We start from the raw sequence: 16859 nt of genomic DNA on the forward strand, positions 1-16859 counted from the left end.
TAACGCTTAAAATCAGGAATAAAACTATGCTGCCGGAGCAACAACAGAGGATAATGGGCTACTTTATTGAGGAGGCAAAAGACCACCTCAATACGATCGAACAAGGGTTGCTGAATCTGCAAACCACGATCGAAGACCCCGAACTGGTCAACGAAGTATTTAGGGCCGCTCACTCTGTCAAAGGAGGAGCAGCAATGCTGGGGCTGACGAGCATTCAGCAAACAGCTCACCGACTAGAAGATAGTTTTAAAGTATTAAAAGAGTGCAGCGTTAAAGTAGACCAACAGCTAGAGTCCCTTTTTCTGCGAATTTTTGACACATTGCAAGGGCTGTTAGAGCAACTGTCGGGGCCTTTTGGACTGACAGAAGAATTGGGAGAACAGATGGTTCGAGAATTAGAACCAGTATTTGAAGAACTTAATGGGCACTTGGGGGGACTCGTTGGACACGGAGAACACCATGCAGACGAGAGCTACGCGATGTCAGTACCCGAACCAGTTATGGCGGGGGTGGGAGTCGGGGCCTTTGCCTCATCAAAGAGTTTTCCAGATTCGCGGTCAGTTTACGCACCTGATGCCAGAACAACAGAAGACAGCGCGCTGCAGCTAGTATTTGACTCGGACGTGCCGGCGAGGATGCGGGAACTCCTGCAAGAGTTTAAACAGCCGGAGGGGCCAGAAAGCAGGCGGCAACTTAAGAACATTTGTCGGAACTTGCTCAGGGCGGGGGAAGAATTTGAACTGCCCTGCTGGATAGAATTGATCCAAGCTGTATCCAAGGCGATCGCCAACCCAGACAATACCTACCGTACCTTAGCCCCAACGGTGATCAAAGACATCAAACAAGCGCAAGAACTGGTAATTTCTGGTCTAGAATCGTCGATCGCCCCAAGCGCAAAACTTCTGTCGCTGCAGCCGGCTGTTCTGGTTCCAGAAACAGATTTTGAAGATTTGCTGGCCTTCGCTCAACCGACGAGTAAATCCGGGAAAAATGTGGTTTCTGTTGAGGATGAGGCCTGGGATCTGGTGGGTTCGGGCGATGCCCAGGATGGATTGAACAAGTTGCTGCCGACTATTTCTGGGCTGAGTATAGACGAGCTGTTCGACCAACTCGATAGCGGCGACAGCAACGATGACAATGGCATTCGATCGTCCCAGTTCGACGAAGATTCCGCCTTCGCAGAATCGGATATAGAGACGGGTGCTTTTAGAGGCTCGACCCGCAGCGGCCCGGAAGTGGGCGCGGCAGAACTCAACACTTTAGCTGACTTGTTTGACGGCGAGTCCCCGGATCTCGACGGCGCTTGGGAAGAAGAAGAAGACCTCGACTATGCACACTCTTCTGGGATATCGGCGGCCCGAATGCTGGGGTTAGACGATGATGACAATTCCGGCGATTTTACTGATTTGTTGTTTGACGAATACGATGCGGAAAGTTCCGAAACGAATAGGACGCCTCCGATTGATGACCTGACGAGTTTGTTTGGGGAGGATTTGCTGTTTGGAGAAGAGGCAGAGGGCTCGACAGTAGCTGCCGATCGGAAAAATGCGGGTTCGAGCCAGCGGTTAACCCGCAACCAGGTTAAAACGGGTAACGGTAGGGGCGGTTTGGAGCGGCGATCCGACACGGTGGCCCCAGCGAGGGGACAAGCTGACGAAGATGCTCTCGGTACGCTGTTGGACGAAGTGGCGGCCCAAACTTCTGCTGGTGGTACGGAGGACAATGCTGATTTCGAGAACTTGTTCGGCGATTTAGGCTTATCTGAGGCAACAGGTGGGCAGGCAGTCTCTTCGGAGTATTCCCTGAAGTCGGAGGCTTTAGACGGAGAATCGAAGCAGCCGGCAGCCGGGGGGGACAATAATGATTCAGCGAATGCCGAAGCGCTTGAAGAGCCTGAAATGGATGATTTCGAGTTGTTCTCTGAGCTGGGCGAGGATTCGGATTTGAGCGAGTTGTTGGGGATTACTTCTAATTTCCTTTCTTCAGAAGACGAAGGTGGGGAGAACGGGGGCGATCGAGCTCAAGCTGCAGGCACCGCACAAAATGAGGAAATGGGCAACGTTCTTAACATGACATCAAATTCTGATTTAGATATCTCAGCAGATGAAAACTGGCTAGAAGATGCTTTCGGCCTGGAAGACGAGTCTGTGCAATCGCTCAACCTGGAAGGGGACGATACGGATTTGGATGCGCTGTTTGGGGATATGACCTCGGACGCGATTTCTGAGGATGAACAGACTGTGCGGGATCGGCAAGGAGTGGCTACTTCCCGAGAAGCTGCCGATTTGGCTGAGCTTTTCGGTTCTGTACCTACGGGTACGGAGTATGAGGGAGAAGCTTCGGGGCAAGCCCGTGGGGGTTGGCCCAAGGATGGGGATTCAGAATTGCTGAGTGCGGATTTGGGAGTTGATGAGGGCGACTTGGGGAGTTTGTTCGACAATAATAACAATGGTGCGGCGGTTTCCGACCAAGGCTTGGCAAATTCGGCAGAGGTTGAACTTGGGGCTTTGTCCGACGATCGTCCTGAGTCGGAAATTTCAAATCTCGAATCTGATGAGGGCGCAGCTTTCGATTTCTTGGAGGATATGTTTGGGGAAGGGCTGGTGCAGCAGCCCGATGCTGTAGTGGCGCCAGATGAGGGCGCGGCTCATGATGAGGAAGAATTGTCGGCCGAACTGCCCGATGGTTTGGCAGGCGGGGTGAGTGCTGATTTGTTCGATCGAGCCGAAACAGATGTCGCCGGGGAGTATGAGGGCGAAGATGATTTGTTTGATGCCCTGGAAACTGATTTTTCGAGTGTGGATTTAGAGCCGCTGCCTGCTGAATCTCTCGATGGTATGTTTGATGGCGATGCTGACTTGCTCTCGGCGATGGAAACCGGCGCTACTCTCAACAACGCAGAGTTGGAGGGTTTTGATGATTTGTTGGATTCGATCGATGCTGAGGTTTTGGTGACTTCGGAACTGACGACGGGCTTTTGGGACGCTGAGGACGAGTCAGCCCAGGCCGATGCCTCGGAGTTAGATGAGGGGTCGCTGGCAGACTTTTTTGGCGATGGCGAATCAGGCGATGAGGATGATTCTGAAGGCAATTTTGACGATTTAGAAGCACTGTTAATTGCAGGCGGTGCGGGAGCTGTCATAGCAGCTTCTGCGAGTACAAATCAGAGTCCGGTAAATACAGAAGTTTTCTCGGATCTTGAAGAACTCCTCAGCGAGAGCGCAACTATGCCGGAAATTCACGGGCTACCGGCGACAACTGCTAGTAAAGCCGCGCGCACCGCTGCCGATGAGAGCGACGACGAATTTGGCGATTTGGAAAAACTGCTCGAAGATCCCAAGGACAGCGGCCGCTCACAGGGGGAAGGCAATATGGGGCCGTCGGCGATCAACAGACCCAGGCGGAATGCCCGCGCGGGCGGGTTCGGCGACCAGACGATGCGGGTGCCGGTCAAGCAACTGGATAACCTCAGCAATTTGATGGGGGAACTGGTGGTGAACCGCAACAGTTTGGAGCAAGACCAAGAACGGATGCGCCAGTTTTTGGACAATTTGCTGCACCAGGTAACGCTGCTGAGCGATGTGAGCCAGCGGACTCAGGATTTCTACGAGCGGAGTCTTTTGGAGATTGCTTTGCTGGCAAACCGGCAGGGACACCGATCGGCCTGGCGCTCTGAGGATTCGGCCCACACGAGGGAAAGTGCCTGGAGACCAGAGGAAATGGACAGGTTTACTCCTTTCCACAGTTTGGCTCAGGAGATTATTGAGCTGATCGTGCGGGTGCGGGAGTCGGCTGCGGACATTGAGTTTTTGGTGGATGAGGCGGATCAGGTGACTCGCCAACTGCGGCAAGTTACGACTCAACTGCAAGAAGGTTTGACTCGCGCCCGGATGAAGCCGTTTGCGGAGACGACGGACAGGCTGTTCCGGGCGGTGCGGGAAATCGCGATTAAGTGCGGGAAGCAGGCTCAGTTGCAGGTTGAGGGTAAGGAGATTTTGATCGACAAGATGATTGTGGATCAGCTATATGACCCGATGACTCATTTGGTGAACAATGCGATTACTCACGGGATCGAAGCGCCGGAGGTGCGTCTGGCGGCTGGGAAGCCTGCAGTCGGCAGGATTACGATTCGCGCTTTCCACCAAGGGAACCAAACGGTGGTTTCGGTTTCTGACGACGGGGCCGGAATTGATCCGCAAAGGGTGAAGGCGAAGGCGATTAAGCAAGGTATGCTGACGGCGGCTCAGGCTCAGAGGATGTCTCGCTCGGAAGTTTACGATTTGCTGTTTATGCCCGGTTTCAGCACTCAGGAACAGGCGACGGAGTATGCCGGCCGGGGGGTCGGTATGAATGTGGTGCAGACTTCGCTGCAGGAGATTCGGGGCACTGTGTCGATCGATTCAACGATCGGCAAGGGGACTGTGTTTACCATCCGTTTACCTCTCGTGTTGAGTATTTCTAAGGCTCTGACTTGCATTAGCGATCGAGCTCGCATTGCTTTCCCGATGGATGGGGTCGAGGATATGATCGATGTGCCTCGCGATCAGGTGACGACGGGGGCGGATGGTTTGCCTTGCATTGAGTGGCGGGGTCAAAGTTTGCCGTTCCGGCCGCTGCGGGATTTGCTGGCTTACAGCCGCCATTTGGGTCGGGGCAGTGTTTACGGGTTTAATACTGACGATGACATGATTTCGGTGATTGTGCTGCGCTCTGCTGGCAATTTCTTGGCGGTGCAGGTGGATCAGGTTTCCACAGAACAGGAAATTGTGATCAAGCCGTTGGAGGGGCCGGTGCCCAAGCCGATCGGGATTGCTGGGGCCACGGTGCTCGGAGACGGTCGGATCGTGGCGATTGCGGACGTTCTGGAGCTGATCGATTTGGCTACCGGCAGGCTGCGGAAGGACACTGGCGGTACGCTTTGGGATGAGGGCGAGAAGGCTACTAAGGAGGCGGAAATTGAGAAGACTGAGCCGACTGTGCTGATTGTGGATGACTCGATTACGGTGCGATCGCTCTTGTCGATTACTTTTGAGAAGTCTGGCTATCGTGTGGAAGAAGCTCGCGACGGTAAGGAAGCTTGGGAAAAGATGAAATCTGGTCTGCCTTGCGATATCGTTTTCTGCGATATTGAGATGCCGAGAATGGATGGTTTGGAACTACTTTCTCGGATGCAGAAGGATGCGGTTTTGTGTGAATTGCCGATCGCGATGCTAACTTCTCGCGGTGCTGACAGACACCGCCAAATGGCTTACAGTTTGGGCGCGAAGGGCTATTTCACTAAGCCTTATTTGGAGGAGCAATTGCTTGATGCTGCTTCTCGGATGTTGAAAGGTGAGGTTGTTGGTGCTCCGGTTGGTGTGTAATGTGTAAATCTGCTTTTATCTGCGGTTGAAAAATGGGAATTTGTTAACCGCAGATGAAATTGGATTGATTAAACCGCAGAGGACACAGAGAACGCAGAGAAAGAGAATAGAGAGAGGGATGATTCCGAGGAAGGACGAATTTGATATAATTTATCTGGGTTTATCTGTGTTTATCTGCGGTTGAAAAAGGGAGTTGATTGACCGCAGATTAAAATGGATTGATGCGGATTTAGATCGCGCTTTCGGTTTTGGTGGTAGGCTGGGAATGTGGGGTTTAGCGGAAGGGCGATCGGTTATTTATGGACGCTGAAGAACTTTTAGAAAGATACGCTAAAGGCGAACGCAACTTTCAGTCGGCTATGCTCAGAGGTGTAGACCTCAAAGGTGCAGACTTGAATGGGATCGACTTAAGCTCTGCAAACTTGACAGCAGCAGAGTTGAATGAGGCAAAGTTAACGAGAGCAACGCTTAATGGTACAAACCTCACGAAGGCATCTCTGAAAGGTGCAAATTTGAGCGGGTTAGTAGCAGCTTCTTCTGCAAATTTCACTGATGCAGATTTGTGCGGTGCTGACTTAAGTAAGGCTAATTTGAATTCTGCTAATTTTAGTAATGCCAACTTGAAGGAAGCAAACTTAAGTGATGCCCAACTAACTGGTGCAAACTTCACTGAAGCATCCTTGATTGAAGTGTGTTTGAGCAGAGCTAACCTCAACAGCGCAAACCTAATTAAAGCAAACTTGACTGAAGCAGACTTAAGTCGGGCGGAGATAACTGGCGTAAAAATCAAAGATACTAATCTTCATGGAGCCAAGCTTCGCGGTGTGAAATTGTATAACTATGACTTGTCGGGTATCAATCTAGCAGAAGCCGATTTAGCTGGAGCCGAATTGGCAGGAATCAATCTGAGAAACGCTTGTTTGCGGGGGACAAATTTAGAGAGAACAGGTCTTCAAAGAGCTAATTTGATGCGAGCTAATCTGGAGGCTGCTAAGCTTAAGAGAGCAGATTTGACTGATGCCAAGACTTATGGTATGAACATCAAGGATGCAGACTTAACTGGTACAATCATGCCCGATGGAGAATTTTACAAACCGGAAATTTATCAACAAGAATCCCAAAAAGTGATATCTATGACGCGCAAAATTATTCGTACTGACAAAGCACCCGCACCCGTGGGCCCTTACAATCAAGCGATCGCCGCTACGGGTACTATGCTGTTTGTAGCTGGTCAAATTGCGATCGACATTAGACTAAACGATATTGTCTACACCGACGATGTGGCAAAACAAACCGAACAAGTTATGGCAAATCTCGAAGCCATTCTCACAGAAGCCGGCGCTACTTGGTTAGATGTGGTAAAAACTACGGTTTTCCTCAAAGATATGAATGATTTTGCCGCCGTGAATGCGGTTTATGCGAAATATTTTGATGCAGAAACTGCACCGGCGCGCGCTTGTGTGGAGGTTTCGCGTTTGCCGAAGGATGTGTTAGTTGAGATTGACTGTATTGCGGTTATTTAACGTAAGGAACCCCACGCTTAAAAGCGGGGGCTTTTAGAAACTCCGACTCGATCGCCAGCGGTGCAAGAAGAAAGCCCGAACCTTACCAGAGACAGGATTAGACCTACGTTTTTCGAGTCATGATACCGGCGAATGCGTCGCTAGTTTTCCGCTCTATCACTGAATGTTAAACAGGTTTAACGGGGTTAAGCCAGTGCCTTCAGTCTAAAAAGCTCTTAAAACATTCAAGGGAGCGAACTTTACCCAGCAATGGAGGACTTCATGTCTAATTTCGTTTTTGTAATTGATAGCCACAAGCAACCGCTCAATCCAGTGCGCCCAGGAATGGCTCGTAAATTGCTAACCGCTGGCAAAGCTGCTGTTTTCAAAAGGTATCCATTTACGATAATTCTCAAGGTAAGGAACCCCACGCTTAAAAGCGGGGGCTTTTAGAAACTCCGACTCGATCGCCAGCGGTGCAAGAAGAAAGCCCGAACCTTACCAGAGACAGGATTAGACCTACGTTTTTCGAGTCATGATACCGGCGAATGCGTCGCTAGTTTTCCGCTCTATCACTGAATGTTAAACAGGTTTAACGGGGTTAAGCCAGTGCCTTCAGTCTAAAAAGCTCTTAAAACATTCAAGGGAGCGAACTTTACCCAGCAATGGAGGACTTCATGTCTAATTTCGTTTTTGTAATTGATAGCCACAAGCAACCGCTCAATCCAGTGCGCCCAGGAATGGCTCGTAAATTGCTAACCGCTGGCAAAGCTGCTGTTTTCAAAAGGTATCCATTTACGATAATTCTCAAGGTAGAGGCAACAACAATCCAAAAACCAATCACCCTTAAATTAGATCCTGGGTCTAAAACTACAGGAATTGGATTACTCCAAGGAGAAAGCGTAATTTTTGGTGCAGAATTAACTCACAGAGGTCAATCCATCAAAGCTAGCATTGAGTCTCGCCGTTCACTGCGTAGAGGAAGGAGAAACCGCCATACTCGCTATCGGAAAGCTAGATTTTTAAACAGGACTCGTCCTAAAGGATGGTTAGCCCCAAGCTTACAGCATCGTGTCGAAACAACCCTAACCTGGGTAACTAGATTGACGAAAGTTGCTCCCATTTCTTCTATTGTTCAAGAACTTGTGCGGTTCGACTTACAACAACTAGAGAACCCAGAAATTAGTGGACTAGAATACCAACAAGGCGTTTTATGTGGCTACGAAATTCGCGAATATTTGTTGAACAAATGAGACAGAAAGTGCGCGTATTGTGGAGTTACTGATACACCTCTACAAGTCGAACACATTCATCCCAAAGCTAAAGGTGGATCTAATCGTATTTCTAATCTTTGCCTTGCTTGCGATGCTTGCAACAAAAAGAAAGGTACTCAAGACGTTGAGCAATTCCTATCTAAAAAGCCAGAGATTTTGAAGCGGATTTTATCTCAAGCAAAACGTCCATTAAAAGATGCAGCAGCAGTCAATTCGACTCGCTGGGCATTATTTAACCGACTTAATATGACTGGTTTACCAGTTTCTACTGGCAGTGGTGGCTTGACAAAATTCAATCGCACTCGACTAAACCTACCCAAATCTCATTGGTTAGATGCTGCAAGTGTCGGCAAAGTCGAAGAATTAAAGGTACTGATTTGTCAACCGCTGCTAATCAAGGCAGCAGGACACGGTACTCGACAAATGTGTGGCACAAATAAGTTTGGCTTCCCAATTCGTCACAAGTCGAGAAAACAAATTCATTTCGGTTTTCAGACTGGCGATATTATCAGCGCAACAGTCACCGCAGGCAAAAAAGTTGGCTATTATGTGGGACGAGTTCTTTGCCGTGCATCTGGCTCATTCGATCTTGCTACAACTAAGGGAAGAGTAGCAGGAATTAGTCATAAATATTGCAAGCCTATTCACAAGAAAGATGGCTATTCCTATGGATTTTGATTCAAGGCGACTGAAGTCGCAACCGCTTTCCTCCCCATGTCTAAAGCCAGGGGCTTCTCGCTCGTTCTTCGGTGAGTTAGAGTGCTGAGCTGGCACGTCGATCTTTCTACGTGCCAAGTATCTAGAGTCTGACTCCTCAAGCTGCAATAGTCTCACTACTTCTTCAAATTAGCAGGAGGAGTTTCAGGTACAACCCAGTAATAGACTGTTCTGCCGTCCACTTTTACTACCTGCTCAGGTTTCCACTCGCCCATATCGAATTCATGGGAAACAATGCGCGTACCTGGTTTTAATTCACTGAGTAATTTGGGGCGCAGTTTTACGTTGAGTTCTGGCAGTAGGTAAAGCGTGACAACTGTTGCCTCACTGAAGTCTGTTTGGAATAAATCTTCCTGACGAAACTGGACACGATCGGTCACGCCAGCCTTTTTGGCGTTCTCGTTAGCTTCTCGAATGCGTTCTGGGCTGATGTCAATACCAATGCCCCGCGCGCCAACCTTTTGAGCGGCTGCAATCACAATCCTACCGTCTCCACTACCCAAGTCGTAAACTACGTCATTGGCTTGCACGTTTGCCAGCCGCAGCATTTCATTCACAACCGGTACAGGGGTTGGAACGTAAACGACATCGGGTTGACGGGTGGGAGCTTCTGTTGTGGGGCTAGGAGTCGCTTGAGCCACATCGGAAACAGAATTAGTTGGGGATGCGGCAGCCGGAGTTGGAGCCACTGTCTCAAAGTTACGTTGTTGGGTACAGCCGATCGCAGCAAAACTGAAAATGCTAACGCCAACAAAGAATGATTGCCTAATGGTTTTGAGTTGCACGATTGTAAATCTCCAAAAAAAGTTGCTATGTAGTGTGACGGGCAAAGGGAATACCCAGTAGAACAACGATGACCCCTACGATCGCGCCGATGCCTGTATAAACCAGGCTGGAATAGAGCAAGTAGCCACAAATGGCGCAGAACATTATGGGAACGATCGGGTAAAACGGTACGCTAAACGGGCGTAGTCGATCGGGTTCTCGAATGCGTAAAACAATTAACGACAGGGTGCTGATCAAAAAGAAAAACCAGAAGATGGGCGCAGTGTAGTCCACCATTGTTTCAAATCCTTTGCGGGTGAAGGTTCCCAGCCCAATCAGGGTCAGCGCGATCGCACCTTGCAATAAATAAGCGGTTGTCGGTGAACTCGGATGCGGGTGCCAGCGTGCCAACCAGCGAAATGCAGACCTATCCTGCCCCAGAGCAAAGCTGCTGCGTGCCCCCGTAAAGATGCTGGCGTTGATCGACCCCAGGGTGGCGGTCACAACCAGTAAACTCACAAACGCGGCTCCCGGTTCACCCAGCACTCGCCGCAGTAAATCTGATGCAACGGCTTGAGAGTCGGTCATGCCTGCGATACCCAATCCCCGCAGATATGCCAGATTAATCAGCAGATAAAGTCCTGTAATGATGCCAATGCTCCAGAGGAATGATCGCAAAATATTGCGCTGTGGGTTGTGAATTTCGGCAGAAATGTAAGCGGCTTCATTCCAACCACCATAGGACAGCAGCACGAAGACCAGCGCTAAGCCCCAGGAAGAGGTACGGGAGGCATCGGAGGAAAGGGCCGGGACGGGAGGAGGGGAGGATGCCAGACCCACTACGATGACCAGCAGTAAGCCTAAAACGAGTATCACCGCTAGCCCGTTCTGGAGGCTTTTACTCTGGCGCAGTCCAATGATGTTGAGCATTGTGAGCAGGGCGATCGCGACTGCTGCGTAAATTGCAGGGGAGTAGCCACCTAGTCGAAATAGCTCAGAGGCATAGTCGCCAAACACAAATGCCAGCAGCGCGATCGATCCAGTCTGAATCACGGTCATGCGTGCCCAGGCAAATAAAACTGCGATCGGTTGCCCCAATGCCCGTTTCAGGTAGTAGTAGTTGCCGCCGACATGGGGATATGTAGTTGCCAATTCGGCGTAGCAAAGTGCCCCCAGCAATGACACAACACCGCCTATCAGCCAGACTCCTATGACACCACCAACGGTTCCGGTATTAGCCGCGACCAGAGCAGGGGTTTCAAAAATGCCTGCGCCGATTACTAGCCCGACAATCAGGGCGATCGCATCAATTAGACTAATAGAGGGTTTTGGAGTCCCTGTTTGGGGTTCGTTACGTTCCACCAGTGCAGTGTTCTCTAATCTATCCACAGTTTTAGCTTCTCAACGAGTAGAATTTTTTACGACACCCAGGCTTAAACCAATTTCCGTTTTGCCCAAAAGTCCGGCGCCGACTCAGAAGAATTAGAATTCCTGCGATACCAGAAATTAAATAAAAAGAGTTGCTGGAAACGTGAACTGTTCATCCTTAAAAATCTATTTAGGAGAGGGTTGACAATCAAGGTCTACTCTTAGCTTCCACAGCAAATGTGACTCAAAGGTGACAATCCCCACATTTTTCCAATTAATTACTGGGAGCCTATCGATATTACAGAAGACAAAATTTCTAGTCCTTCTCATCACCAGCACTAAATCCCTGCTTGGGATCGGCGGTACTTGATCTATTTCCCACTCGCCAATGGTGGAGCAATTTTTCGCTCAACCGCTTAGTTCTTCATCCGGTAGCTGATCAATTTGCGGACATTTTCAACCGGCATTGCTAATTCTTGGGCGATCGTTGCTTCGACCTGACTGGTTTGGGTAACAGGAAACTCGTATTCCAGCTTCTTTAAAGTTGAGTCACTGGTGTTGACAAAAATAGTGGTAACACCCAGGCTGCGATCGATTTCTGCATTTATGGTCAAGATTGTTACTGGTAATCTCCGATTTAACGGTCTATCTGCCAGTAGTTTGTTGACAGAGTTATACGGACGGCTTAGAGTTTGGGCCGCGATGAAGTTACCTGTAGTCCAGAATAAGGCTGCTACCAATGGCAGAGGTACCCAAAATTCCCAGGCAGCGCGGTGTAGAAGTGGTAGGATGCGAGGTAAAGTCATGGGAATGTTGGATTTTAGATTTAGATTGCTCGAAATAATCGGGAGAAACTACCAACATTTTAGTTAGCAACTGATTGGCATAAATCTTACCTGTGATGGATGCTTTTCCTAAATTTCTTCTCTAACATACATAAAATTTGCCGAACAATGGTTAGACGGATGCGAATTCTCCTGGTAGAAGACGATGTAGATCAACTGGAGCCACTTCAAGCTGCTCTCTCTGAGGCTGGACATATTGTCGATGGTGTAGAAGATGGGGCGACGGCCCAGTGGATTTTATCGAAGCGGGACTATGATCTGTTGATCCTTGATTGGTTATTACCTGAGATCAGTGGCTTAAGCTTATGCCAGCAATACCGCCGTCTGGGAAAAACGGCCCCGGTGTTGCTGTTGACTGCCAAAGATGCGATTGTTGACAAAATTAGCGCTTTAGACGCTGGAGCCGATGATTATCTCATCAAACCCGCCGATGTGTTTGAACTGCTGGCACGGGTGCGGGCCTTGGGACGACGATCGCCACTTTGGAAAGGGGATACTTTACAGGTTGAAGATATGACTCTACATCTATCAACGCTGACTATTGAACGGGGGGAGCAAAGTATGCAGTTATCGACTCGTGAATTTCTATTTCTAGAGTATCTGATGCGCCATCCTCGTCAGATACTCTCCCGCAGCCAAATAGAACAAGCCTTGTGGGAGTGGGGCAACGAACCTGAGAGTAATGCGATTACTGTCCTAGTGCGTCGTCTGCGGCAGCGATTGCAGATGATAGGTGCTGTCAGTTGGCTAGAAACCGTATATGGTATGGGATATCGCTTGAATCCAGATGTTTAATCGTAGCCGCCGCAATCTGGCCCACTGGTTTACGCTCTCGATGGGGGCTATTCTGATCGTGTTTGCCGGGATCATTTACTACCAGCGAGCGGTTAACAGCTTAGAAGAGTGCGATCGACTACTCTACAAAAAAGCAAGAGTCATGGCTGCCAATATTGACTATGGTTTGCGGCAGGGAAAAGAACACATCGATCTGAGTAACGTTCCGATTCTTGGTAATTATTCTCCTCCCTCTGGCAGTGAAATTGTTTACGCTAGGTGGTATTCAGCGACTGGACAACTGCAACAGTTTTATGGGGCGCAGCCCTCGGATCGGATTCAGGCTCGCGCGGCGTTTCAAACCATTGAGTCTTCCCCCGAGTGGCTGCGACAATTAACGCTTCCGGTTGACTACAACGGACGCACGATTGGCTACCTCCAGATTGCCATCCCTTTGACGGATGCTCAGAAAACACTGAGAGAGTTACTGATTGTGATGGTGATAACATTGCCCTTGACTCTGGGCGCGATTAGTCTAGTAGGTTGGTTTTTAGGCGGATTGGCTATGCAACCGATTCAAAACGCCTATGTCCAAATGCAAAGATTTACGTCTGATGCTTCCCACGAACTAAGGGCACCGCTTGCCACCATACTCAGCAATGCCCAGGTTGGCTTACTCAGCCCAGTCGATGCCGGCGGGCCTAAGCACTCTCGATTGGAAAAGATTGCTGAAACGGCTAAGTCGATGAATCGGTTGGTGACTGATCTCTTGTTTTTAGCACGACAGGCAGGACAGTTAGATGCAAAGTCGATTCAATCGATTCACTTGAATGACCTGTTAAAAGATACGATCGCCACTTCATCAATACAGGGTGTTGCCCAGCATTTAAGCCTTCATTTAGAACTGCCTGAAGAGAGAGTTATCATCAAAGCCAATTCTGATTTATTAAAACAAGCTATCACTAATCTACTCACCAATGCCTGCAAATATACCTTACCTGAAGGAACAGTGTGGCTGCGGTTATTGACTCAATCTCATCGCATTTTAATTCAAATAGAAGATACGGGAATCGGCATTCCCGATGTAGATTTGCCACACATTTTTGACCGATTTTACCGAGTTGATGAGGTACGAACACGGAAGAAAGGCGGCTCTGGATTGGGATTGGCGATCGCCCAGCAAATTGTGGAAGCTCACGGCGGACACCTAACGGTAAGTAGCGAGGTTGGGAAAGGTTCTCTGTTTCAAATAGAACTGCCCCTGTCAATCGATTTTAGATTTTAGATTTTAGATTTTAGATTTTAGAATTGAAGCATTGACCCAGCCCAAAAACCGATACCGTGCCACGTACTTAAGTCGTGGAAATATAAAAATTTTAGACTCTTGTTCAAGCTCCCAGATTGCATCTGTGGGGTAAATCTAAAATCTAAAATCTAAAATCTAAAATCGACTGACCCCACGGATAAATTCGGGGGCTCCTTTATCGGATACAGGTTTTTTATTTCTGGACTGATGAATCACGTGGCGGGTATCCTGGATGCGGGAATTGTCATAGAAGATATCCTGCGGCTATAACGGGGACATCGAAGATTGTCACTCTTGAATCACAGTTGCGATCGATTGTGTAGTTGCGGTTTCAGCCGCCGAGGGGAAAGTGCGCGACTTTATTAACTTCTACAGCCGATCGCACTTTTGTCGATCTGTCGCTGTCGCGCACCTACTCCCAAATCTGAAACAATCAGATTTAATCACGAGTTAGCAATTAGCAATTACTAATCACCAGTTAGCAATTAGCAATTAGCAATTACTCTATAAGTAATTACCAATTACCAACTGTAAACTATTTATTCAACGCTTCGCGGGCGGCTACCGCTTCGTCGGGATGAATATTCAAGCGGGTCAAATTAATTCGACCTTTGTTGTCAATTTCTCGCACTTTGACAATCACTTCATCGTTCACAGCTAACTCGTCTTCCACTTTCCCAACGCGGTAGTCAGCTAACTGGGAAATGTGAATCATTCCTTCTTTTCCGGGCAAAATTTCCACAAAAGCGCCGATCGGAATAATTCGAGTTACGCGGCCGACATACACATCTCCTGCATTCAACTTGCGCGTCATGCCTTGGACAATGTTGTATGCCCGCTGAGCTTTTTCGCTGTCGTTGCCAGCAATTGTCACGGTTCCGTCGTCTTCGATGTCTATTTTGACACCGGTTTCTTCGGTGATGGCTTTGATCGTTTTGCCACCTGGCCCAATTACCAAACCGATAAATTCTGGATCGATTTTCAGGGTTAGCAAACGCGGTGCAAACGGCGACATTTCCTTGCGGGGAGTGTCGATGCTTGCCAGCATTCTTTCTAAAATGTGCAGTCTGGCGGGTTTGGCTTGGCGGATGGCATTGGCAATTACATCTAAGGGCAAACCTTTGATTTTCATGTCCATCTGCAAAGCAGTAATCCCGGTGTCGGTACCGGCTACTTTGAAGTCCATGTCGCCTAAGAAGTCTTCAATTGCCTGAATGTCAGTCAAAATTCGGACTTCATCGCCTTCTTTAATTAAGCCCATTGCCGCGCCGCTGACGGGTTGGGAAAGGGGAACGCCTGCATCCATTAATGCTAGGGTTGAGGCGCAAACTGAACCCATTGAGGTGGAACCGTCGGAAGAAAGGACTTCTGAAACTACGCGAATCACGTAGGGGAAATCTTCTTTGGATGGCAAAACCGGCAGTAAAGCGCGTTCTGCGAGGGCTCCGTGACCGATTTCTCGGCGTCCGGGCGATCGCATCGGCTTGGTTTCTGCTACCGAAAACGGCGGGAAATTGTAGTGATGCAGGTAGCGTTTGTCTTGCTGTGGGTGCAAGTCGTCTCCTAAGTCTTGGGCGTCGCCTGGGGTTCCCAGGGTAGCTGCAGACAAGACTTGGGTTAACCCCCGATTAAACAACCCAGTGCCGTGTACTCGCGACGGCAGCACGCCTACGCGACAAGAAACGGGTCGCACCTCGTCTAGCTTGCGGCCGTCTACGCGGATGCCATCTTCGAGGATTTGTTTCCGCATCATTTTTTTGGTAACGTCTTTGAAAACGTTGCCGATCGCCTTGCTGTTGGCGGTGGCTGCTAGTTTTACCGGATCGTCTTCGGCAAGTTCGGCGATCGCAGCTTCGACTTCATTTGCCTTAACTTCGTCCAATGCTGCATTCCGTATTGTTTTGTCTTTTTCAAATCTTGACAAAATGATGCGGATGGGTTCTTGGGCGCGATCGCGAATAAAGTTTTCCAGGGCCGAATCTTGCGATGGCCGTTCCTCTACCACCAAATCGATGCCCAATTCCGCCATAATTTCGCGCTGGGCTTGAATCAAGTCACAGGCTGCTTCATAGCCGAAGTCGATCGCCTCGATGATATCCTGTTCCGGCAATTGGTTAGCGCCAGCTTCTACCATGATTACTCCGTCAGGAGAACCAGCTACCACGAGATCCAACTCGCCTTCTTTGATTTCGCTGTAGGTGGGGTTGATGATGAAATCGTCCCCTACCAAACCGACTCGCACTGCAGCCATCGGCCCGTAAAACGGCATTTTCGCCAGCAGTATCGCCACCGAAGCCCCCGTCACCGCCAAAACGTCTGGTGGCACTTGTTCGTCCATCGAAACCGTTGTGGCTACAACTTGGATGTCATCTCGCAGCCAGCTTGGAAATAGCGGACGCAGCGGTCGATCGATCAAACGGCCAGTCAAAGTCACTTTTTCTGGGGGGCGCCCTTCCCGGCGCAAAAATCCACCGGGAATTTTACCGCCAGCGTAGAGTCTCTCTTCGTAATCCACCAACAGGGGCAGGAAATCAATTCCTTCTCTCCCCTGGGATCGAGTCGCTGTCACTAAAACCGCCGTGTCACCCGACTGAATCAAAACTGCACCGCCTGCTTGAGGCGCTAGTAAACCAATCTTCAGTCTAATATCCCGTCCATCGAAGGATATTGACTTGTCTATCTCTACCATGTAGCACTGCTTCCTTATCTACCACATTCTTTCTCTGTCGGGATCGTAACATTACCACAGGATGTTTGAGAGTCCGACGCCAAAAGACAGGGATAATCGCCTCGCGATCGACTGTCTGCGTCTCGATTGTAGGCATTTATACTCTAAATTATTTTTTGCAGTCTGGGGTCGATGCTTCGGTCGATCGTCCGCTAAACGCCTTCCATAGATGGTACGATGAATTTTCGTTTGGGAATTGGGACGTTGAAGGAAGAAG

The 16859-nt window shown here is 49.2% G+C and carries 9 protein-coding genes and 2 pseudogenes; 6 read left to right on the plus strand and 5 right to left on the minus strand.

What is annotated here, in order from left to right:
- The first annotated feature begins 26 nt into the window (after positions 1-26).
- From QUB39_RS17820 to iscB, 4 genes and pseudogenes are all read left to right on the plus strand, one after another.
- Positions 27-5363, plus strand: a complete 5337-nt coding sequence (locus QUB39_RS17820) for a response regulator (protein WP_333210857.1) — start codon at positions 27-29, stop codon at positions 5361-5363.
- Positions 5364-5662: 299 nt separating this feature from the next.
- Entirely contained in the window at positions 5663-6886 is a 1224-nt protein-coding gene (locus QUB39_RS17825; RefSeq protein ID WP_333056445.1) for a Rid family detoxifying hydrolase, read from the plus strand.
- Positions 6887-7147: 261 nt separating this feature from the next.
- Positions 7148-7282 (plus strand): annotated as a pseudogene (locus QUB39_RS17830) (RRXRR domain-containing protein); the annotation flags it as partial.
- Positions 7283-7542: 260 nt separating this feature from the next.
- Positions 7543-8817, plus strand: a pseudogene (gene iscB / locus QUB39_RS17835) (RNA-guided endonuclease IscB).
- A gap of 155 nt (positions 8818-8972) precedes the next feature.
- Here the strand turns inward: iscB and QUB39_RS17840 are convergent.
- From QUB39_RS17840 to QUB39_RS17850, 3 genes are all read right to left on the minus strand, one after another.
- Complete coding sequence (locus QUB39_RS17840) at positions 8973-9641, minus strand: class I SAM-dependent methyltransferase (RefSeq protein WP_333210854.1); 669 nt, start codon at positions 9639-9641, stop codon at positions 8973-8975.
- A gap of 25 nt (positions 9642-9666) precedes the next feature.
- Entirely contained in the window at positions 9667-11010 is a 1344-nt protein-coding gene (locus tag QUB39_RS17845; protein ID WP_333210852.1) for an amino acid permease, read from the minus strand.
- A gap of 395 nt (positions 11011-11405) precedes the next feature.
- The gene (locus QUB39_RS17850; protein WP_333056441.1) at positions 11406-11795 is read right to left on the minus strand and encodes a hypothetical protein; all 390 of its coding nucleotides are present in this window, start codon (positions 11793-11795) and stop codon (positions 11406-11408) included.
- A 159-nt stretch (positions 11796-11954) separates the two neighbouring features.
- Here QUB39_RS17850 and rppA point away from each other — a divergent pair, with 159 nt between their 5' ends.
- Together rppA and QUB39_RS17860 are read left to right on the plus strand one after the other, a co-directional pair.
- On the plus strand, positions 11955-12629 hold the full coding sequence (gene rppA / locus QUB39_RS17855; RefSeq protein WP_333056440.1) for a two-component system response regulator RppA: 675 nt from the start codon (positions 11955-11957) through the stop codon (positions 12627-12629).
- Positions 12622-13893: a HAMP domain-containing sensor histidine kinase gene (locus QUB39_RS17860; protein WP_333056439.1), complete on the plus strand. Its 1272-nt coding sequence runs from the start codon at positions 12622-12624 to the stop codon at positions 13891-13893. The genes rppA and QUB39_RS17860 overlap by 8 nt, the downstream gene beginning before the upstream one ends.
- A gap of 556 nt (positions 13894-14449) precedes the next feature.
- On the opposite strand, the gene QUB39_RS17865 is transcribed toward QUB39_RS17860, so the two are convergent.
- The gene (locus QUB39_RS17865; protein WP_333056438.1) at positions 14450-16603 is read right to left on the minus strand and encodes a polyribonucleotide nucleotidyltransferase; all 2154 of its coding nucleotides are present in this window, start codon (positions 16601-16603) and stop codon (positions 14450-14452) included.
- Positions 16557-16739, minus strand: coding sequence for a hypothetical protein (locus QUB39_RS17870; RefSeq protein WP_333210849.1), 183 nt, complete (start codon positions 16737-16739; stop codon positions 16557-16559). Before QUB39_RS17870 ends, QUB39_RS17865 begins: the two co-directional genes overlap by 47 nt.
- Between the last annotated feature and the right edge of the window lie 120 nt (positions 16740-16859).

This window comes from Microcoleus sp. AT8-B5 (genome assembly GCF_036705565.1).
Lineage (GTDB): Bacteria > Cyanobacteriota > Cyanobacteriia > Cyanobacteriales > Microcoleaceae > Microcoleus.